Annotated in this window: 21 protein-coding genes; 8 read left to right on the top strand and 13 right to left on the bottom strand. The window is 69.8% G+C overall.

Annotated features, from left to right (window positions below; genetic code table 11):
* Positions 1–32 precede the first annotated feature (32 nt).
* The 4 genes from RPIT_RS02585 to RPIT_RS02570 are packed head-to-tail and all read right to left on the bottom strand — an operon-like array spanning position 33 to position 2,972.
* Positions 33–728 (bottom strand): NADH-quinone oxidoreductase subunit C, encoded by a 696-nt coding sequence (locus RPIT_RS02585; RefSeq protein WP_077340328.1) that lies wholly within the window; start codon positions 726–728, stop codon positions 33–35.
* Positions 725–1,279 carry a NuoB/complex I 20 kDa subunit family protein gene (locus RPIT_RS02580; RefSeq protein WP_077340326.1) on the bottom strand — a complete coding sequence of 185 codons (555 nt, stop codon included), beginning with the start codon at positions 1,277–1,279 and terminating at the stop codon, positions 725–727. Before RPIT_RS02580 ends, RPIT_RS02585 begins: the two co-directional genes overlap by 4 nt.
* Positions 1,280–1,292: 13 nt before the next feature.
* A complete protein-coding gene (locus tag RPIT_RS02575) occupies positions 1,293–1,652 on the bottom strand; it encodes an NADH-quinone oxidoreductase subunit A (RefSeq protein WP_077340324.1) in 360 nt (119 codons plus the stop codon).
* Positions 1,653–1,673: 21 nt separating this feature from the next.
* Entirely contained in the window at positions 1,674–2,972 is a 1,299-nt protein-coding gene (locus RPIT_RS02570) for a geranylgeranyl reductase family protein (protein WP_077340322.1), read from the bottom strand.
* Between the two features lie 198 nt (positions 2,973–3,170).
* Between RPIT_RS02570 and RPIT_RS02565 the strand changes: the two genes are divergently transcribed.
* Entirely contained in the window at positions 3,171–4,421 is a 1,251-nt protein-coding gene (locus RPIT_RS02565) for an isochorismate synthase (RefSeq protein ID WP_077340320.1), read from the top strand.
* A 46-nt stretch (positions 4,422–4,467) separates the two neighbouring features.
* On the opposite strand, the gene RPIT_RS02560 is transcribed toward RPIT_RS02565, so the two are convergent.
* Positions 4,468–6,090 carry a DUF6297 family protein gene (locus tag RPIT_RS02560; RefSeq protein ID WP_077340318.1) on the bottom strand — a complete coding sequence of 541 codons (1,623 nt, stop codon included), beginning with the start codon at positions 6,088–6,090 and terminating at the stop codon, positions 4,468–4,470.
* The gene (locus tag RPIT_RS02555; protein ID WP_176789277.1) at positions 6,090–6,743 is read right to left on the bottom strand and encodes an ABC transporter ATP-binding protein; all 654 of its coding nucleotides are present in this window, start codon (positions 6,741–6,743) and stop codon (positions 6,090–6,092) included. The genes RPIT_RS02560 and RPIT_RS02555 overlap by 1 nt, the downstream gene beginning before the upstream one ends.
* Positions 6,744–6,786: 43 nt before the next feature.
* Between RPIT_RS02555 and RPIT_RS02550 the strand changes: the two genes are divergently transcribed.
* Entirely contained in the window at positions 6,787–7,107 is a 321-nt protein-coding gene (locus RPIT_RS02550; RefSeq protein WP_077340314.1) for a YqfO family protein, read from the top strand.
* 219 nt (positions 7,108–7,326) lie between these two features.
* Here RPIT_RS02550 and RPIT_RS02545 read toward each other — a convergent pair whose 3' ends face one another.
* Positions 7,327–8,007, bottom strand: a complete 681-nt coding sequence (locus RPIT_RS02545) for an alpha/beta fold hydrolase (protein ID WP_077340312.1) — start codon at positions 8,005–8,007, stop codon at positions 7,327–7,329.
* Positions 8,008–8,061: 54 nt separating this feature from the next.
* Between RPIT_RS02545 and RPIT_RS02540 the strand changes: the two genes are divergently transcribed.
* Entirely contained in the window at positions 8,062–8,757 is a 696-nt protein-coding gene (locus tag RPIT_RS02540; RefSeq protein WP_077340310.1) for a demethylmenaquinone methyltransferase, read from the top strand.
* A complete protein-coding gene (locus tag RPIT_RS02535; protein ID WP_077340308.1) occupies positions 8,757–10,451 on the top strand; it encodes a TM0106 family RecB-like putative nuclease in 1,695 nt (564 codons plus the stop codon). Before RPIT_RS02540 ends, RPIT_RS02535 begins: the two co-directional genes overlap by 1 nt.
* A gap of 169 nt (positions 10,452–10,620) precedes the next feature.
* On the opposite strand, the gene menD is transcribed toward RPIT_RS02535, so the two are convergent.
* The 5 genes from menD to RPIT_RS14870 are packed head-to-tail and all read right to left on the bottom strand — an operon-like array spanning position 10,621 to position 15,004.
* Complete coding sequence (menD, locus tag RPIT_RS02530) at positions 10,621–12,150, bottom strand: 2-succinyl-5-enolpyruvyl-6-hydroxy-3-cyclohexene-1-carboxylic-acid synthase (RefSeq protein ID WP_077340306.1); 1,530 nt, start codon at positions 12,148–12,150, stop codon at positions 10,621–10,623.
* The gene (locus RPIT_RS02525; protein ID WP_077340304.1) at positions 12,147–13,094 is read right to left on the bottom strand and encodes an o-succinylbenzoate synthase; all 948 of its coding nucleotides are present in this window, start codon (positions 13,092–13,094) and stop codon (positions 12,147–12,149) included. The genes menD and RPIT_RS02525 overlap by 4 nt, the downstream gene beginning before the upstream one ends.
* Positions 13,091–13,969 carry a 1,4-dihydroxy-2-naphthoate polyprenyltransferase gene (locus RPIT_RS02520; RefSeq protein WP_077340302.1) on the bottom strand — a complete coding sequence of 293 codons (879 nt, stop codon included), beginning with the start codon at positions 13,967–13,969 and terminating at the stop codon, positions 13,091–13,093. Before RPIT_RS02520 ends, RPIT_RS02525 begins: the two co-directional genes overlap by 4 nt.
* Before the next feature lie 13 nt (positions 13,970–13,982).
* Positions 13,983–14,507: a class I adenylate-forming enzyme family protein gene (locus RPIT_RS14875; protein WP_335755109.1), complete on the bottom strand. Its 525-nt coding sequence runs from the start codon at positions 14,505–14,507 to the stop codon at positions 13,983–13,985.
* Complete coding sequence (locus tag RPIT_RS14870; protein ID WP_157633326.1) at positions 14,504–15,004, bottom strand: hypothetical protein; 501 nt, start codon at positions 15,002–15,004, stop codon at positions 14,504–14,506. The genes RPIT_RS14875 and RPIT_RS14870 overlap by 4 nt, the downstream gene beginning before the upstream one ends.
* Positions 15,005–15,039: 35 nt before the next feature.
* Between RPIT_RS14870 and RPIT_RS02510 the strand changes: the two genes are divergently transcribed.
* Genes RPIT_RS02510 through RPIT_RS02495 form a run of 4 tightly spaced genes read left to right on the top strand, consistent with a single transcriptional unit; the run spans position 15,040 to position 18,001 of the window.
* Entirely contained in the window at positions 15,040–15,291 is a 252-nt protein-coding gene (locus tag RPIT_RS02510) for a PLD nuclease N-terminal domain-containing protein (RefSeq protein WP_077340300.1), read from the top strand.
* Between the two features lie 39 nt (positions 15,292–15,330).
* Positions 15,331–15,951: a dihydroxyacetone kinase subunit DhaL gene (gene dhaL, locus RPIT_RS02505; protein ID WP_077340298.1), complete on the top strand. Its 621-nt coding sequence runs from the start codon at positions 15,331–15,333 to the stop codon at positions 15,949–15,951.
* Positions 15,952–15,992: 41 nt separating this feature from the next.
* Entirely contained in the window at positions 15,993–16,811 is an 819-nt protein-coding gene (locus tag RPIT_RS02500) for a nucleotidyltransferase family protein (RefSeq protein ID WP_077340296.1), read from the top strand.
* Positions 16,808–18,001, top strand: coding sequence for a GHMP family kinase ATP-binding protein (locus RPIT_RS02495; protein WP_077340294.1), 1,194 nt, complete (start codon positions 16,808–16,810; stop codon positions 17,999–18,001). Before RPIT_RS02500 ends, RPIT_RS02495 begins: the two co-directional genes overlap by 4 nt.
* Before the next feature lie 217 nt (positions 18,002–18,218).
* Here the strand turns inward: RPIT_RS02495 and RPIT_RS02490 are convergent, their stop codons facing one another.
* Positions 18,219–19,121, bottom strand: coding sequence for a cation diffusion facilitator family transporter (locus tag RPIT_RS02490; RefSeq protein ID WP_077340292.1), 903 nt, complete (start codon positions 19,119–19,121; stop codon positions 18,219–18,221).
* Positions 19,122–19,160 lie beyond the last annotated feature (39 nt).

The following is a 19,160-nucleotide window of genomic DNA, read 5'->3' as shown; positions in this document are numbered from 1 at the left end:
GGCGAAGACGTCTTCGGATGCTGCGTGTGTGCTCACGAGTAGGTCCTCCGGTTGTCGGGGGCGGGAACCTTCGCGCCCTTGTACTCAATGTCGACGCCGCCCAGCGGATAGTCCTTGCGCTGCGGGTGGCCGCGCCAGTCGTCGGGCATGAGGATGCGGGTCAGCGACGGGTGGCCGTCGAAGATGACGCCGAACATGTCCCACGTCTCGCGCTCGTGCCAGTCCGCCATCGGGTAGGTGGCCACGATCGACGGCACGTGCGGGTCGTCGTCGGAGCACGTGACCTCGAGCCGGACCCGACGGTTGTGGGTGTAGCTCAGGAGGTGGTAGACGACGTGGAGCTCCGCGCCCTTCTCCTCCGGGTAGTGCACGCCCGAGACCGAGACGCAGACCTCGAACCGCAGATGCGGGTCGTCGCGGAAGGCGCGGACTGTCTCCGGCAGCTGCTCGCGGGGGACGTAGATGGTGAGCTCGCCGCGGTCGAAGAGGAAGCGTGCCCCGGTCAGGCCCGGGAGCACCTGGAGGGCGCGCCCGTGGATGGCATCGTGCTCGTCGTCGAACGGGGGTTCGCTGAGGCCCGGCATCGCCAGGTCACGCTGGAGACCGCCGTAGCCGGACGTGTCGCCGGCCCCCTTCGACCACATGCCCTTGCGGCTCGCGAAGTTCGATCGCGGGGTGGGAGTCGACGTCGTCGGTTCGACGGCGCGGCGCGGGTCCTGCTCGGTCATCGCATGAGCCCCTTCATCTCGTACTTCGCGGGAGCCGCCAGCGCTGCGGCCTCGGCCTCTTCGATGGCTAGGGTCTCGTTGGCGCCGATGGGACGGTGCTGCACCTGCTCGCGCAGCTTGAACATCGCCTCGATGAGCATGTCGGGCCGCGGAGGGCAACCCGGGATGTACATGTCGACGGGCAGAAAGTGGTCACAGCCCTGCACGATGGCGTAGTTGTTGAACATGCCGCCCGAGGACGCGCAGGCGCCCATCGAGATGACCCACTTGGGGTTGGGCATCTGGTCGTAGACCTGGCGGATGACCGGGGCCATCTTCTGCGAGACGCGGCCCGACACGATCATGAGATCGGCCTGGCGCGGAGACGCGCGGAAGACCTCCTGGCCCCACCGACCCGCGTCGTAGCGGGGGGTGCCGTAGGCCATCATCTCGATCGCGCAGCACGCCAGACCCATGGTCGCGGGCCAGAACGACGCCTTGCGGAGCCAGCCGAAGACACCCTCGACAGTCGTCAGGAGGATGCCGCTGGGGAGCTTATCTTCGATTCCCATGTGATTCTTCCGATCATTCCCAGTCGAGGCCGTTACGGCGCAGGACGTAGAAGTAGGGGATGAACACCGCGACGATGAAGACGATCATCGAGACGACGGCGAACGTGGTCAACTGGTTGTAGGCGACCGCCCACGGCAGGAGGAACACGACTTCGATGTCGAAGACGATGAACATCATGGCCGTGATGTAGTACTTCACCGGGAACCGGCCGCCGCCCACGGGCTGCGGCGTCGGCTGGATGCCGCACTCGTAGCTGTCGTACTTGGCGCGGTTGTAGCGCCGCGGGCCCAGTACGAGGCTCAGCACCATGGACACCACGACGAAGGCGGTGGCAAGCAGCACCATGCCCACGATGGGGATGTAGAGATTCATGGCGTAGTTGTTCCTTCCCGATCAGACCGACGGAACGGCCTTGGAGAGTGCGTTGATGATCCGGTCCGTGGCGTCGCCGTCATGGGAGTCGGTCAGGTGCGCAAGGAGCTTCATCACGAAGTTCATCAGCGTCTTGCGGGGCAGCCCGTACTTGACGCACAGGTGCATGATGCGCGGATCGCCGATCAGCTTCGAGAAGGTGACCCCGAGGCGATAGTAACCGCCCAGGCTCTCCTTCATGACCGCAGGGTAGGCCTGCATGGCCCGTTCGGCCGATCCGGTGCCGACGCCACGCGAGATGGCCTCCGCAACCGCGCTGGCCGCGGCCTCGGCCGCCTCCATCGCGTAGGCGATGCCTTCACCGTTGAACGGGCTGACCATGCCGCCGGAGTCACCGACCAGGAGCAGGCCCCGTCCGTAGTGCGGGGTGCGGTTGAACGCCATCGGGAGCGCGGCGCCCTGGATCTTGCCGATCTCCTCCGCGTCGCGGTACCCCCAGGCCTCGGGTGCGCTGGCCGCCCAGTTCTTGAGCAGGCCGCGCAGATCGGTCTGCTGAACCGACTTGCCGGTGTTGAGGACGCCGAGGCCGACGTTGGCGATGCCGCCGCCGAGCGGGAACATCCAGCCATAGCCGGGCATCTGGTTCGACTTGCCGGGCTCGCCGTCCCAGAGCGTCAGGTAGGACTCGAGGTGGTCGTCGTCGCCCTTCGGAGTGCGGTAGTACGTGCGATAGGCCACACCCATCGGCCGGTCCTCGCGCTTGGTGATGCCCATGGCCACCGCCAGGCGCGAGCTCACTCCGTCGGCTGCCACGACGTAGGGGGCACGGAAGCGCCGCCCGTCCTTGGTGACAACCCCCTCGATCCTGCCGGTGCGGTCGTTGAGGATGGGCGACTCTGCCGCCGCGCCCTCGATGAGAGCTGCGCCCTGAGCCACGGCGAACCGGGCCAGCACTTCGTCGAAGTCCTTGCGGGCACGCGCCACGCCGAACGGAGGAAAGTCCGTCAACTCCGGCCACTTGAACTCAAAGGGGTAGGGATGCACACCCCACGACCGAAGGCCGATGTTGCGGTGCCACTGCGTCTCGTCGGACAGATCGATGCCGAGCCTGGTCAACGCCCTTGTGGCCCTGGGCGTCAGCCCATCCCCGCAGACCTTGTCGCGAGGGAAGGTCGACTTCTCCAGCATGGTGACCGACAGGCCGTACCGGGCAAGGTAGGCCGCGGTGGTGGCACCCGCGGGACCGGCGCCGACGACGATGACGTCGGCCTCCTCCGTCGGGTATGCAGGCGCCGCGCCGTCGGGCATGGCGAACGACATTTCCGGCTCCCGTCATCAGACTTCCGGCTCAGTCTAGGGGTGGCCGAACAATTCGGCCACCCAGCCCACCGGCGCGTTACCCACGGGGCAGATTACCTAGTCGCAGCGCATTTAAGGCACCCGAATGTTTCGTAAATAACAGGGTTCCCGTTCTGGGCAGAATGGCTCTGAGCCGACCGCACAGCTATGCTCGCGTAGGTGATTCTGGACTTCGGGAGCGCTCGGATGCGCGCCACGACCGTCGCCGTCGACGACCCCGGACCGCTGGAGCGCTTCCTCCCCGAGGCTGGCCTCAGCAGCGCGTTCATCCGCCGCGGTGAGGGTTTCATCACGCTGGGCGAGGTGGCCCGGTTCGAGACCGACCGGGCAGAGGCTGCCGACGTGTGGTGGGACGAGATCTCGGCCCAGATTGACCACGATTCGGAGATGCCGGGCGAATTCGGCACGGGACCGATCGCGGTTGGCTCCTTCACCTTCGACCCCGACCGGTCGGAGGAACGCTCGGTACTGACCGTCCCCGAGCTCATCCTGGGGCGACGCGGAGGCGTCTCCTGGCTGACGCGTCTGGGCACCAACCACACCGACTGCTCGCTGCCGCCCAGGGGCGAGCCGGTGCGGGCCCCGTCCGGCCTCGAGGTGCTCGGCGGGTCGATGGGCGAGGACGTCTGGACCGACATCGTCGCGGAGGTCGTCTCCCTGATCAGGCGCGACGAGGTGCACAAGGTGGTGCTCGCCCGCGACCTCCGCGTCCGCGCCGACCAGCCCTTCGACCTGCGGTTCCTGCTCGGTCGGCTCATCGACTCCTACCCCACGACGTGGGCCTACCTCGTCGACGGCCTCGTCGGGGCCACGCCGGAGCTGCTGCTGCGTCGCCAGGGTGGGCTCGTGACCTCACGGGTGCTCGCCGGGACCGTCTCTCACGACGCCGACGCCGATCCTTTGGCGCGCGCAGCCGAGTTGGCGCGCTCAAGCAAGGACATCGGCGAACACGAGTTCGCGGTCGAGTCCGTCGCCCAGGCCCTCGCGCCGTTCTGCCAGGCGATGAACGTGCCGGAGGCGCCGTCGGTGCTGAAGCTCCCGAACGTCATGCATCTGGCCACCGATATCACAGGCGTGGCGAAGCCGGAGAACAGCGCGCTGGCGCTGGCCGCTGCCCTGCACCCGAGCGCCGCGGTGTGCGGCACACCGACGCATCTGGCGCTCGACATCATCGCCGAACTGGAGTCGCTCGACCGGAGCCGGTACGCCGGGCCCGTCGGCTGGGTCGACACCGAGGGCGACGGGGAATGGGCCATCGCTCTACGCGGCGGCCAGGTCCGGCCCCAGTGCCCCGACGAGATCCAGCTCTTCGCCGGGGCCGGCATCGTGGCCGACTCGTCCCCGGACGCCGAGCTCGCCGAGACCGGCGCGAAGTTCGTGCCGATGCTGCAGGCCCTCGGGCTCGCCTGATCCCTCCACCGCGCGCGTCGAACGAGTCGGCGCCGGTCGTCAAGGGTCAGCGCTTACGCTGCACCTGGATCTTCTGCTTGGGGGCGTTGCCCGCGCGGCGCGCGCGTTCCTCGTCGAGGAGTCGCTTCTGCTCCTCCTGCTGCGCCATGAGCTCTTCCCGATCGAGTCCGGAGCGCAGGAAGTAGAAGGCGATGAGGCCGATCAGCAGGGACACCCACACCGGCCAGCCGAGGACGATCGGCAGGGTGACGAGGGCGACCATGTCGATGCCTCGCAGCAGCGAGAACATGAGCCCCGGCGGCATGGCTCCGAGGCCGGTCGCGACGATGGGGCCCGAGTAGTCCGCGGGCTTCGCGCTCACCCAGCGCACTGCGGCCAGGAAGCCTGCGAGCCCGGTCACCAGCGCCGCAGAGCCGGCGGCGACGGGATCGACGACCACTCCCCCGCCGACGCCGAGGAAGGCGGGGAAGGCCGCGCCCGCCCACGCCGCAGCGAGGAGCGCCGGCACCACCATGGCCGCCTGCTTGACCTGTGCGGGGTCGAACGGGAAGCAGCGCTGGAGGCCTCGGGTGCGGGTGAGCACCCTGAGCGAGTTCATGAACGGGATGAGGGCGGCCATCAGCACCAACGCCGAGATCGGCGGGTTGAGCGCGGCCAGCCCGAGCGCCTGGATCGCGTACGGCACGATGACGGTCGCGGCGAGAATCAGCAGTGGAAGCGGCTGTCGCCACAGACGCTGCACGTCCCGCATGACGAGCGCCCGCATCCCCGAGCCGGAGCCTCGCGTCGGGCGCACATGCCCCCGCTCCTTGGACTTGGCCTCGACGAGGATGTCGCGGATCAGGGCGAACTCCAACGCGAAGGCCGCGCCCTGGAGGCCGCTCAGGAGAGAGCCGCCGGAGGTGAGCCGCTGCCGGCGGATCCTGCCGAGCCTCAGGAACGCGATGATCCCAGCCCCCACGATGAGCAGGAGCCCGACACCGGCGACGATGTAGGCGAGCTCAACCGACAGTTGGGCGGCGGCGCCGAGATCGAACCACCCGGCCGCCCCGCCGACGAGGATGACCATCGTGCCGATCGCCGCGGCGCCGATGACCCACTGCACGAGCCCCACCAGCCAGCGCCGGTCCGCGCCCTGCTCGGCGGCGGCGAAGGCGATGAGACCAGCCGAGCCCAGCCCTCCGGCCAGGGACCAGATCCCGACGTGCGTCAGCGGCGATCCGGTCAGCGCGGCGATGAGGGCACCCAGGAGGGCCCCGAGCACCAGCGCCAGCGCCACGGCCGCGACGAGGCGCCCGGCCAGGAGCCTGCGCCGGTCGGTGGGGCCGTCCATGAGCCAGAAGCCCTCCGCCGTCGAGGCGACGATGGGCCCGAACATGCGGGCGAGGATGAGCGTCGAGGCGAGGATCCCGGCCACCGCCGCCCACGGCAGCAGGCCCCGCGCGGCGAGGCAGCCGTCGGTCTCACAGACGGCCACCACCTGCTGGGCCCGAACCACCGACGAGATGATCATGGCGCCGATCATCAGCAGGGCGAAGACCATGATGTAGGCGTCGGAGAGTGCCTGCCAGAGGTTGCGGTCGGCGCGTCCCCGGCGCCAGTCCCTCATCAGCAGTTTGAGTTGTTTCTCGTCGACGACGCCGATCGGTCCGAGTTGGTCGGTGGTCATCAGATACCCAGCCTGATGGTGCGCGCGCCGATGGCCTCGAGGAGTGCCGGTTCGTGGCTGGCCAGGACGATGGCGAGGCCGCCGGCGAGATCCGACTTCAGCCTCTCCCCCAGCCACTGCACGCCCTCGACGTCGAGCCTCTGCTCCGGCTCGTCCAGGACGAGCAGCTGGCGCGGGCGGACGAAGGCCGTGGCGAGGGCGAGCCGTCGGCGTTGGCCGGACGACAGTGTGCTGGGCAACTGACCCGCTTGCGGTACCAGTTGAACCTCCTCGAGCACCTCGTCGACGAGATCGTCGGGGTCCTCCAGGCCGTGCGCCCGGGCAAGCAGGTCGAGGTGCTCGACCACGCTGAGGTCGGGGAAGAAGTCGAGGTCGTCGATGACCGTGGCCACGTCACGACGGATGCGCGCGTTGGTCTCGGACACCTTGATGCCGTTGACGGTGACCGTGCCCTCGTCGGGCCGATCCGCCCCCACCAGGCAGCGCAGCACCGTCGACTTACCGGCGCCGTTGCGCCCCGTCAGGGCCACCGCCTCGCCGGCGTGCACCTTCATGCTGAAACCCTCAACGATGGTGACGGGGCCATAGGCCTTCTTGAGGTTCTCGACCTGGAGCACGACGTCTTTCTTAGCCACGGGGCCATTGTTCCCCATCGGCCCAACCTGGTCACATCCGGGGAACCGGGACAATGGGGCCATGATCGTCATCGTCGTCTTCTCGCCCCGCAGCCACGCCGACGAGGTCCGTGCCGCCCTGGCCGCGGCCGGGGCGGGCACCCTCGGCAACTACACGGCCTGCAGTTTCTCCGCGTCCGGCGAGGGGCGGTTCCGCCCCGAGGAGGGCGCAGAGCCGTACCTCGGCGAACCCGGCCGTCCCGAGGTGGTCGACGAGGTGCGCATCGAGTGCGTCTGCGACGACGCTCTGGCCAAGGGCGCAGTCGAGGCCATGCTCGCCGCCCACCCGTACGAGGAGCCGGCGTACCACTGCTACCGGGCTCTCACCCTCGGCGACCTCTGACCGCCCGGGGAGCCCGGTCCGCCTCGCTACCGCCCCTCTCCCCTGGCAGGCGAGGAGTTGAGCAAATGAGATGGGTCAACGAATCCAAACGCTGTTATCCCGGCGTGTCGCGACGACGAACCATCTCATTTGCTCAAGTTCCACCCACGCAATCCCTGGGCAGCGCCAACGCCCGGGGACCACAGGGCGCCTCAGGCTCGCGTGCCCTTCAGGAGCGGCTCACAACCCGAAGCGACGGATCGCCTCGGCGACCTCGGGCGCATGGGTGAGCGGCGCGAAATGCGAGGCGCGGGGGACGATCTCCAGCGCCGAGCCCTCCACCCGAGCGAGATAGCGGCGCTCGTCGGCCCGCATCTGATCGAACTGACCGTTGATGAACAGGACCGGGCACCCGACACTGCGCAGCACGCTGGGCGGGCAGTCCCGCATGACCGACTCCCAGATGGCGGGCAGGGTCGTGTAGTCCGGTCTTGCCGGTAGCAGCTCTGGGCGGACCCCGAGCAGGCGCGCCACCCCGCCCCGTAGGCGCGCGAGCACGGAGTGATCCACCCGCCGGGTCAGCCCGGCGAAGCCCCGGTACGTCCAGGCGAGGCGACCGCGCGGGTTGCCCGTCGCCCCCATGAGGACCAGGCCTCGGAGCCGGTGTGGCCGGGTCCCGGCGAAGAGCCCAACGAGGTACGCGCCGAGGCTGTGTCCCGCCAGGACCACGGGGACCGCGCCGTCGACCGCTTCCGCGATGGCGTCGAGAGCGGCCTCCGTCGTGAAGGGTGTGCCACTTTTCGAGCCGTGGCCGGGCAGGTCGATGGCAACGACGTCGAACTCCGGCAGCAGCGCCGGGTAGTCCGCCCATTGCTGGGCCGACGACATCGAGCCGTGCACAAGGACCAGTTTCGGGATCACAGCTCCAAGACTGCCAGCACCAACCTCGTCGGTGCGGGCCGCTAGGCTGCAGCAATGCAGAATCAGCGGGCCACGATGCAGAAGCGGCGCGGCGATGTGGCCGCCATGTTCGACGGAGTGGCGAAGCGCTACGACCTCTTCAACTCCGTGCTCAGCCTCGGGCAGGTGCACGCCTGGCGGCGGGCGACCGTCCGGGCGATCGAACCGCGGCCGGGCCAGCGCATCCTCGACCTGGCTGCCGGCACCGGCACGTCGACCGCGGCCATCGCGGAGTCGGGGGCCTACGTGGTGGCCTCCGACATCTCGATCGGCATGCTGACGCAGGGTCGCAAGCAGCAGCCCCACCTCGACTTCGTGGCCGGCGATGCGCTCGCGCTCCCCTTTCCCGACGACACGTTCGAGGCGGTGACGATCTCCTACGGGCTCCGCAACGTGGAGCGAACGCTCGACGCGCTCGTCGAGATGCGCCGCGTCACCCGCCCCGGGGGGCGGCTCGTCATCGCCGAGTTCTCCACGCCCACCAACCCGGCCTTCCGGCACGTCTACACGAACTACCTGGTGGGGGCGCTCCCCACAATCGCGAAGGCTTCCAGTAACCCGGTGGCCTACGGCTACCTCGCCGAATCGATCATGGCGTGGCCCGACCAGCGCGGACTCGCGGACCTGATGGTCGAGGCCGGATGGACCGACGTCGAGTGGCAGAACCATGCCGGAGGCATCGTCGCGCTCCATCGGGGCTGGAAGCGCTGATGAACCAGTTCGTCTTGGACGCCTACGCCGCCCGCAGCTGCCCGGTCAAGACGTTTCACACGTTCGACCCGACGGTCGCCAAGCCGCAGACCCCCCTGGACGAATCGCTGAGGGAGTCGTTCGGCGGCGGCTCCGACTTCCGTGACGGAGTCCTGTCACGGCTGGTCGACGGACCGCCCGGCGCAGTGGATCTGCGGGGCCTGCATGACGCGGGCGCAACCATGGCTGAGCGCGAGACGGAGTGCCTGGCAGCGATGGGCGCCGGGGCACCGGTCATCATCGGCGGCGTCCTGCCGCTGGATCTCGACGGCCACCGCAGCGGCCGCCCCGACGTCCTGGTGCGCGGTCACGACACGGAGTCCGGGGCCCCGGGATACTGGCCGCTCAAGGTCAAGCCCTACCGCGTCAGGGAGAAGCAGCTCGGCTCAGCGACGCTCCAGACATCACCACTCGACGCCATCTCGGCGCTCAGACCGCTCCCCGACCTCCGCTACCGAACGTACCGTGAGGGCGTTCTGCTCGAGCTCGCGCACCACTGGCGGCTGCTGGAGTCGTGCGGGTTCGCCTCCGCGACACCGCTGGCCGGCGTCGTCGGAGACGACCGGGCCGAGGGACAGGATCCGAGCGTCACCTGGGTGGACCTCACGACGAAATTCCTGCGCACCTACTCCAAGACAGCCGGGCACAAGCTCCGCTCCGCGCTGGAGCGCTACGACCACGAGCACGGCTTCCGCGTCTACGTGGCGCAGCGCGCCGCTGAGCGGACCGGCGAGGGCGACCCGCCCCCGGTCGTGCGACCGATCCGAGTGAAGGAATGCGACTGGTGCGCCTGGTGGCAGGTCTGCCGGCCGCTCATTGACGACGACGACCTCTCGCTGCGCATTTCCAAAGCGCCCTTGGACGTCCGCGAGCTCCAGACACTCATGAGCCTCGGGATCACGACCGTCGCGCAGCTGGCTGAGGCCGACGTCGACCAGATCCTCCCGGCCTACCTCCCGCTCACCGGCCACCGGGACCGGTCAGAGCAGCGGCTGCGCCAGGCCGCACGGCGGGCGCGCATGCTCGCGCGGGGAGTGGAGTTGGAGCGCGTGTCCGTCGAACCGATCGGCGTGCCCAGCGCTGAGGTGGAGATCGACCTCGACATCGAGACAGCCGACGACGGCTCGGTGTACCTGTGGGGCGCGCTCGTCACCGACGCCGCCGGGACGAGGTTCGCGCACTTCAGCCGGTTCGAACAGGCGACTGGCCACAGTGAGGTTGAGCTGGCCGCCCAGTTCGCCGAGTGGCTGCTGGACCTGGTCGAGGCGCACCCGGACCTTCTCGTCTTCCACTACTCCGACTACGAGACCATCCACCTCAGCAGGCTCGCCGAGCGGAGCGGCCACCCCGCACTGCTCCGGGTCTGCGATCTCATCCGCGACCACTTCGTCGACCTCTTCGGGTTCGTGCGGGACAACTACGTGGGCGTCGACGGCCTGGGACTCAAGGTGGTGGCCTCCCGCGGCGCGGGGTTCGAGTGGCGCGACGAGGAGCCTGGAGGTCTCGCATCCCAGACGTGGTTCGCCGAAGCCGTCACTGGTGCGACGCCACAGGCGCGTGACTCCGCGCGGCGCCGGGTGCTCGAGTACAACGAGGACGACGTGCGGGCCACCCTGGCCGTGCGCCGCTGGTTGCGGGACCAGGACTCCTCCTAGCCTTGCCCGTCTCTCCGGGTAGGGAGCGTGGAACGATCTCCAGCATCCGTCTCCCTCACCTGGAAGTGGGCTTCCCTTCACCCACTCTGAAGGGGTCAGTGTGGTGACACGCGCGACCATAGTGGTCGTACATGTCGCTGAATGGCACCTCTGGGGACGCCGGCTTCCCTCAGCCGCGGGGAACAGAGACGACGACGAAGTCCGCGTCCGAGGACAGGGCCTTAACCAGGCCGCCGCGGTCCTGCACGCGCACGGCGGTCCAGCCGAGAGCTGATGCCACCGCGACAAGGTCCAGGCCCTGCGGAGTGCCGAAAACGCGCTCGAAGCTCCCGTCGAACTCCGGGGCGCCCTGCTCCAGTCCGTGGAAGATCGATCCGCCGTCGTCATCCGCGACGACGACGCGGAGGTCCGGCCACGGCTCCAGAGTGGGCTTCACCCAACCACCCAGATCATGCTGTGCCGTGAGATCGCCCAGCAGGACGGTCGTCGGCCGGCCAGTGGCGAGTCCGATCCCGACCGCAGTCGACACCGTCCCGTCGATCCCAGCCACGCCCCGGTTGGCATAGACCAGCGGAGGCCGCGGGGCGACCGGGCTGAGGTCGGCAGCGCGGATGATCGAGCTCGACCCGAAAACCAGGTTGGTGTCCGGGCCCGCGCAACTCACGACCTCGTCGGCGATGAACTGCTGCGGGCCGTTGGAGCGCCGCACGTCGGCGCGCTGCCAGCGGTCCAACCACCCGTCGTCCTGCGTCGGGATCTCCACCGCCCTGGCCACGAGCGTGGCCCGGTGCCCGGGGTCGGGCCACGTTGCGCGGTCGGTGACGACGACGAGCTCGACGTCGTCGCGGGAGAGCAGCGAGACCACGGGCCTGGAGAGCGTCGGGTGCCCGAAGACGACGACCCGCTCGATCTCGGGCGCCAGCTCAGCCAACACCTCGCGGTAGGCGGCGATCGCGCACTCACCGGCGCGCGCGTTGGACGACGGCTCCGCAAGCAGCGGACTTCGGGTGAGTTCCGCGAGGGCGCGGGCCTCCGCTCCAACCTGGGGGGTCGCGTCGCCGGCCAGAACGACCGTTCGAGCGGGGTGCTCGAGGACGTGCGGCTGCGTCGGTCCAGACTCGGCGTGTACGTCGAGGACGCGCTGGACGGCTGCGGGCAGGGGCCCGACCAGCGGAGGGGCGAACTCCACATTGAGCTGCACCGGTCCGGGCTCGCCGCTCAGCTTGCCGCTGGCCAGCGTGACCGCGCGGTGGACCCCGGCGGCCCACGCGGCGGCGTCACCCGACTCGGAGGAGAGCCGCACGACTCCCAGCGCAGACGCGCCGAAGGCACCCACCTGATCGGCCACCTGGTTGGCCCCGGTACCGACGAGATGGGCGGGGCGGTCGGCCGTGATCAGGACCAGCGGCACGCCCGAGGCCCTCGCCTCCATGGCGGCCGGGGCCAGGTTGGCCACGGCGGTGCCGGACGTCGTCACGACGGCGACGGGTTGCTGCCCCGCCTTGGCCAGGCCGAGGGCGGTGAACCCCGCCACCCGCTCATCGATGCGGACATGCAGACGGACGCGGTGATCGGCCGCGGCCCTGTCGACGGCGAGAGCCAGCGGAGCGCTCCGGGAGCCCGGGGCGAGCACCACGTCGCGCACGCCGACCCCGACGAGGGCGTCGACGATGGCCGCGCCCATCTCGATGCTGCTCATCCCTGGTCCTCCACGATCCGGCTGACTCTCTCCCACCGATCCAACCAGAAGCTCGTCAGGTCCGGACCAGCCCGGTGCACCCGCAGGAGGGCCGGGTCCGGTGTGACGTCCCGCACGACCAGCCAGCCGTCGTCCGGCACGAGCGGTTCCGTGGCGACGTCGCCCGCGAGGAGCCGTCCGGTCTCGAGGCCGCAGGCGAAGGGCAGGTCGGGGAGAGCCCCGGCCAGGGCCAGCCCGGAGGCGAGCCCCACCGATGTCTCGACGGCGCTCGACACGACGACCGGTAGGCCGAGCTCGTCCGCGAGTCGGAGGCAGGCGCGCGCGCCGCCCAGCGGTTGGACCTTGAGCACGGCGACATCGGCGGCCCCGGCGTCACGGACACGGTACGGGTCGTCAGCGCGACGGATGGACTCGTCCGCAGCGATGAGGACGCCGGTCTCCATCGCACGCAGCGACGCGAGCTCGCCGAAGGTGGCGCACGGCTGCTCCGCGTACTCGAGTCCCATCGGCTCGAGCAACCTCAACGCCTCGGCGGCCTGCGCGAGGGTCCAACCGCCGTTCGCATCGACACGGAGCCGGGCTGAGGGAAGCGCTTCGCGGACCGCCGCGACCCGCGCGACGTCGTCGGCCACCGGATCCCCCGGTGCGGCCACTTTGATCTTGATGGTCCGGCAGCCGGAGGTGACGGCGCGGGCGGCGGCGTCGGCGGGGCTCAACGCCGGCACGATGCCGTTGACCTCGACCCGGTCCCGGACCGTCGCAGGGTGGCCGTGCGTGGCGGTCTCCAGCGCTGAGCGCAGCCATTCTGCCGCCTCCTGATCGCCGTACTCGGGGAACGGACTCCATTCGGCCCAGCCCGCCGGACCCTCGAACAGCACCCCGCTGCGCCTGGAGAGGCCGCGGAAGGGCACGGACAGCGCGATGTCGTAGACGAACGGGGTCATGCGAGGAAGGCCGCGGCGAGCAGGCCCATCGACAGGGCCACCTCGGCCATGCCGGTGGATTGGATCACGGGGATCAGGTCCCGCCCCGTCGCCCCGCCGAGGACCAGCTTCAAGCCGGGCAGGATCAGCACGACGCCGAGGAGGCCGAGCAGCGCCCACCACGACGTGAGCGCGGCGTAACCGACCACTGCGAGCGCCGCCACGGCGCACAGCGCGGCGTAGAAGAGCCGGGTGTTGCGATCGCCGAGCCGCACCGGGAGCGTCATCTTGCCGACGACGGAGTCGGTCGCGATGTCTCGCAGGTTGTTGGCCACCAGGATTCCGCTCGCCAGCACTCCGACGGCGGTGGCGGCGAGCCAGGCCTGAGCCGGGGCGGTGCCGGCGATGACGTAGGTGGTGCCCACCGTTGCCACCAGACCGAAGAAGATGAACACCATGAGCTCACCGAGCCCGAGGTATCCGTACGGCTTGGCCCCGCCGGTGTAGTACCAGGCGGCCAGCACGCTGAGGGCCCCGACGCCCAGGAGCCACCAGTGTCCGCTCAGCGCCACGACGGCGAGCCCGGCGACGGCGGCCACACCGAACGAGAGGAATGCCGCGGTCTTCACCGCCCTGGGTGAGGCGAGGCCCGACGCGACCAGCCGGGTCGGGCCGACGCGCTCGTCGTCGGTGCCGCGGACGCCGTCGGAATAGTCGTTGGCGTAGTTGACGCCCACCTGCAGGGCCAGCGCCACCACCAGGCAACCCAGCGCCACCCACCAGTGGTATTCGTCCACGGTGGCTGCGCTCGCGACCCCCGCAATGACCGGGGCGACGGCGGCGGGCAACGTGCGGGGGCGGGCACCGACAGCCCAGATGGCGGGGGAATTCTCCATGGCGCGCCCAACTCTAGCCGTGGCCGGCAGTGCGCTGCGCGAGCTCGACGAGCGCCGGCCGATCGGGCTTGCCGCCCGGGGTTAGCGGCAGCGACGCGACATGCAGCACCTGGCGGGGCAGGGACGTCGATGGCACCAGCGCCCGGAGACGCTGCCGCCACTGCTCCAAGGGCCCCGACGCCGCGACCAGCACCACCCTCGAACCCCACTCGTCGTCGGGCACGGCCACGACGTCGGCCCCCGGGTCGATCGTTGCCACGGCCCGCCGCACCTCGGCAAGGTCGACGTTGACCCCTCCGCTGATGACGACCTCGTCCAGTCGGCCGTCGATGACGAGCCTTCCGTCGTCCCACCGCCCGCGATCCCGCGTGAGCACCGCCCCGTCGACCAGTGCTGCGGCGGTCGCGTCCGGATCACCGAGGTAGCCGTCGAACACGGTGGGCCCGGCGATCGTGACCCGGCCACGCTCGCCCAGCCGCACGTCGACGCCGTCCAGCGGGCGGCCGTCCCAGACGACGCCACCGCACGTCTCGCTCATGCCGTAGGTCTCGATGACGCGAATGCCCGCAGCCTCGGCTCGCTGCCGCAGGTCTGGCGCCAGCGCCGCCCCCCGACCAGCACGGCGTCGAAACGCGCCAGCCTCGCGGCGCGCGAGGGGTCAGCCACAGCGCGATACAGCTGCGTGCCGACGACCGACACCGCATTGGGGCCGGCGACCGGATCTAGATCGTCGAGAGAGGGCGACGCCTGCCGCACACCTCCGCCGAGCTCGCCCCGCACCAGCACCATCAGTCCGGCCACGTAGGTGGGCTGCAGCGCCAGATGCCAGGTGGCTGCGGCTCCGAGCCGGGCCGCCGCCATCTCCGCCGCGGCGATCAGCGCGCCCCGGCTGAGCACCACGAGCTTGGCGCCGCCGGTTGTCCCGGACGTCGCCACGACCACGCATCCCGGCGGAGGGGTGCCGTCACCGGGGGCCAGCCAGAGGCCCGGCCCGCCAGCCAGGAAACCTCGCACCCTGCGTCGAAGATCGTCCATGTGGTCACCCTAGCCACGGCGGGTAGACTGGTTGCGTGGCTCGGGTTCTGTTGATCATCGCAATCGTGATGCTGACCGTGTACTGCGTTGTGGAAGTCGCGCAGGCACGGGGGTACAAGGTGCGCCTGATGCCACGATGGCTGTGGGCCTTCGCGGTGGTCTGCCTGCCCGTCCTCGGGCCGGTCGCCTGGCTGACGTTGGGCCGCCCCATCAAGTCGAACCCCTCGATCGACCGTGGCCCCCGAGCCCCCGACGACGACGAAGACTTCCTCCGGGGCCTGCGTTAGCGCTAGCATTCCGGCGCGACAACCGGCAGGAGTGGATAGATGGCAGACGGAGTGATGGCGGTGACGCAATGGCTGCGCGAATGCGCAGAGGTGTTCGACGCCCGAGCCGACGAACTGAACAAACTCGACAGGCTGCTGGGGGACGGCGATCACGGCACCAACATGGCTCGCGGCCTCGCCGCTGCGCGTGAGCTCGACCTCACGCCCGTCGCCGCCGCATCCGATGCCCTACGCCATGTCGGCATGGCCCTGGTCAGCACCGTGGGGGGCGCGTCGGGCCCCCTCTTCGGGACGTTCTTCCTCCGCGCCGGGGCAAACTGGCCCCGGCCGATCCAGACCGCGGGCGTGGCCTCCGCCTTCGAGGCGGGCCTCGCCGGGGTAATGGCCCGCGGCAACGCCGAACGCGGCGACAAGACCATGATCGATGCTCTGGCACCGGCCTCGGATGCGCTGCGGGAGGCCGCGCTCGCCCACATCTCGCTGGGGGAGGCCATGGACACAGCGGCCGCGGCCGCCGAACGGGGCCGCGACAACACGCGCTCGATGATCGCCAAGCGCGGCCGCTCGGCGCTGCTCGCCGATAAGTCGATCGGCGTCGTCGACCCCGGTGCGGTGTCGGTCGCGATCATTCTGCGCACTGCCGCTAATCACGTCGGCTGATCGTTTGCTCACTCATCGCGCAGCCGCAATAGGCTGTCGCCATGACCTATGAGGCACCCCACAAGGCAGTGATTCTGGCCCGCGGACTCGGTTCGCGAATGCGCAAGGAAGCAGAGGGCGTCGCCCTCAACGACGAGCAGAGCAAGGCCGCCGAAGCGGGCGTCAAGGCGATGATCTCGGTTGGCCGCCCCTTCCTCGACCACGTCATCACGGCTCTCGCCGATGCCAATTTCACCGACGTGTGTCTGGTGATCGGCCCCGAGCACGACATGATCCGCGACTACTACGACACGGTCGATAAGCAGCGCGTCACGATCTCCTACGCCGTCCAGGAGGAGCCGCTCGGCACCGCCAACGCCGTGCTCGCCGCCGAGGAGTTCGCCGGCGACGACCGCGTCCTGGTCATCAACTCCGACAACTACTACCCTGCCGAAGCGCTGGAGTCGCTCGCCACAGTGCCGGGGTCGGCGCTCGTCGGCTTCACCCGCGAGGGGATGCTGACCAAGTCGAACATCGCCCCGGAGCGCCTCGCTGCGTTCGCCCTCGCCACCGCCGATGAGCAGGGCAACCTCGCCGAGCTCGTCGAGAAGCCGGACCAGGACGCCATCGAGCGCCTCGGTCAGGACGCGGTCATCTCGATGAACTGCTGGCTCTGCAGCCCGGCCATCTTCGACGCCGCCCGCGCCATCCCGAAGTCCGCCCGCGGCGAGTACGAGATCACCGACGCCGTCCGCCGCGCGATCGACGACGGCGACCCGTACTTCGTCGTCAAGGCCGACGTCGGGGTGCTGGACCTGAGCAACCGCGGCGACATCGCCTCCGTGGTGGAGGCACTGGGTGATCGCGAGGCCCGTCTGTGAAGTGGTTCGTCCCCGGCCGACTCGAGGTGCTGGGGAAGCACACGGACTACGCCGGGGGCCGGTCGCTGCTCGCCGCCGTCGACCGCGGCGTCACCATCACGCTCGAGGACGCAGACGAGGCGATCGCCGCGTCGACGACGGCGGTGCCCGGCAGGCTGCGGCTGCTGCCCGGCGTCGAGCCGGGCCTCCCGCAGGGCCACTGGGGATACTACGTCCAGGCCGTGCTGGACCGGCTGCACCTGAACTTCGGCGACCTCAAGCCCGCCTCGCTGCTGTTTGATTCCAACCTTCCGCTGGCCTCCGGTATGAGCTCGTCCTCAGCACTCGTCGTCGCTGCGGCGTTGGCGCTGATCGATCACAACGGCATCCGCGACACCGACGAGTGGAAAGCGAACATCCGCACCGACATCGACCTGGCCGGCTACCTCGCCACCATGGAGAACGGGCTCACCTTCGGCGCTCTCGAGGGGTTCCGTGGCGTCGGCACGTTCGGCGGGTCCGAGGACCACACCGCGATGCTGTGCTGCAAGGCCGACCACCTCACCGAGTTCACGTTCTGCCCGATCGAAGAGCAGCGTTCGGTCCAGTTCCCCGCGGACTGGACGTTCGTCGTCGCGGTCTCCGGTGTGCTGGCCGAGAAGACCGGATCGGCGCTGGAGTCCTACAACAACGCCTCGCGGAAGGCGCGGGAACTGGCCGAGGCCTGGAACTCCGCGACCGGACGTGATGATGCCGTCCTCGGCGACGCCCTCGCGAGCAGCGACGACGCTCTGGAAGGACTGCGGGCGATCTCCGCCCACGACGATGCGCTGACGGCGCGGCTGACAGCCTTCGTGACGGAGTCCGAGGTTGCGATCCCCCGGGCGATCGACGCGCTGGAGCGAGGCGACATCAAGGGGTTCGGTGAGGCCGCGGAACTCAGCCACCGCAACGCCGACGAGGCGCTCGGCAACCAGATCGACGAGACCAACCGCCTCCAGTGGCTCGCCCGCGAGCTCGGGGCCCCCGCCGCCGCCGGATTCGGTGCCGGCTTCGGCGGATCCGTCTGGGCGCTGGTCGAGACGGCCGAAGCGGAGTCCTTCGCCGACCGCTGGCTCGCCGCGTACCTCGCTGAGTTCCCAGCCGTCGAGGGACGCGCCTCCACCATCGTCACCCGCCCCGGGGGTCCGGCGCGCCGCCTGGACTCCTGACGTTCAGGCCAGCGGGCCCTCCCCGAACGTCAACGATCGGGCGCAGACGCCAACTGACACGGCAGGTCGCCGGCGAACTTCGAAGTCGCCCGTGACACTTCACGGGCGACGCTGGATTTCGCCGGCAGTCCGGTCTCCGCGTTGGCGTTGCGTGCTCCCGGTTGGCGTCGACCGGTCCGGTTTGCAGGAGGCGCCCGACGGCGCCCCGCGCGGCGGGCTAGTCGAGGTGTTCGTCGTCGTAGCTGCGCGGGTCCTCGATCGGCTCAAGGTGGCCGATGACGTGCAACTCGGCGAACTCACCCCGGATCTCGTCGACGATGTCCTCGAGCTCGTCGTGCCCCCGCTGGACCGTCCAGGCCCCCGGCACGAGCATGTGCATCTCCATGAACGCCCGCGCGCCGGACACGCGCGTTCTGAAGGCGTGGAACTGGACCTCATCGGTCGTGTGCCGGGCCAGGATCTCACGGAGTCGGTCGTTGTCCTCCTTCGGCAGCGACTCATCCATGAGGCCTGAGGAGGATTCCGAGACGAGCTTCCAGCCCGTCCAGAGGATGTTGAGCCCCACGAGGATCGCGACGATCGGGTCGAGCCTCACCCAGCCAGTCGCCCACACCAGAGCGATACCGACCAGTACCCCGGCTGAGGTGATGACGTCGGTCATGAGGTGGTGAGCGTCGGCGCGCAACGTGATCGAGTTGTAGCGCCGCCCCGCGCGGAGGAGCACCAGTGCGACGGCACCGTTGATGAGCGCCGCGATGACCGAGATGACCAGGCCGAGCCCGATCTCCTCGAGGGGGCGGGGCGCCAGCAACCGTTGGATGGCGAACACCAGGATGGCTGCCGCCGCGACGAAGATCATCACCCCTTCGATAGCGGACGAGAAGTACTCCGCCTTGGAGTGGCCGAAGTGGTGGTTCTTGTCGGCCGGCCGTGCGGCCACCTTGAGCGCGATGAGCGCGACGATCGCCGCCACCAGGTTGACCACCGATTCGGCCGCATCGGACAGCAGACCCACCGAGCCGGTGACCAGCCACGCCCACGTCTTGAGCGCGATCGTGGCGAGCGCAGCAGCGATGGACAGCCAGGCGAACTTCGTCAGATCGACGCGGGTACTGGTCACCGGGCGAGCCTAGCCGGTGCGCCGCGCCCTTACGGACAT

This window comes from Tessaracoccus flavus (genome assembly GCF_001997295.1).
GTDB lineage: Bacteria > Actinomycetota > Actinomycetes > Propionibacteriales > Propionibacteriaceae > Arachnia > Arachnia flava.
The sequence above is the reverse complement of the archived record's forward strand: the minus strand, read 5'-3'. Positions and strand labels throughout refer to the sequence as shown.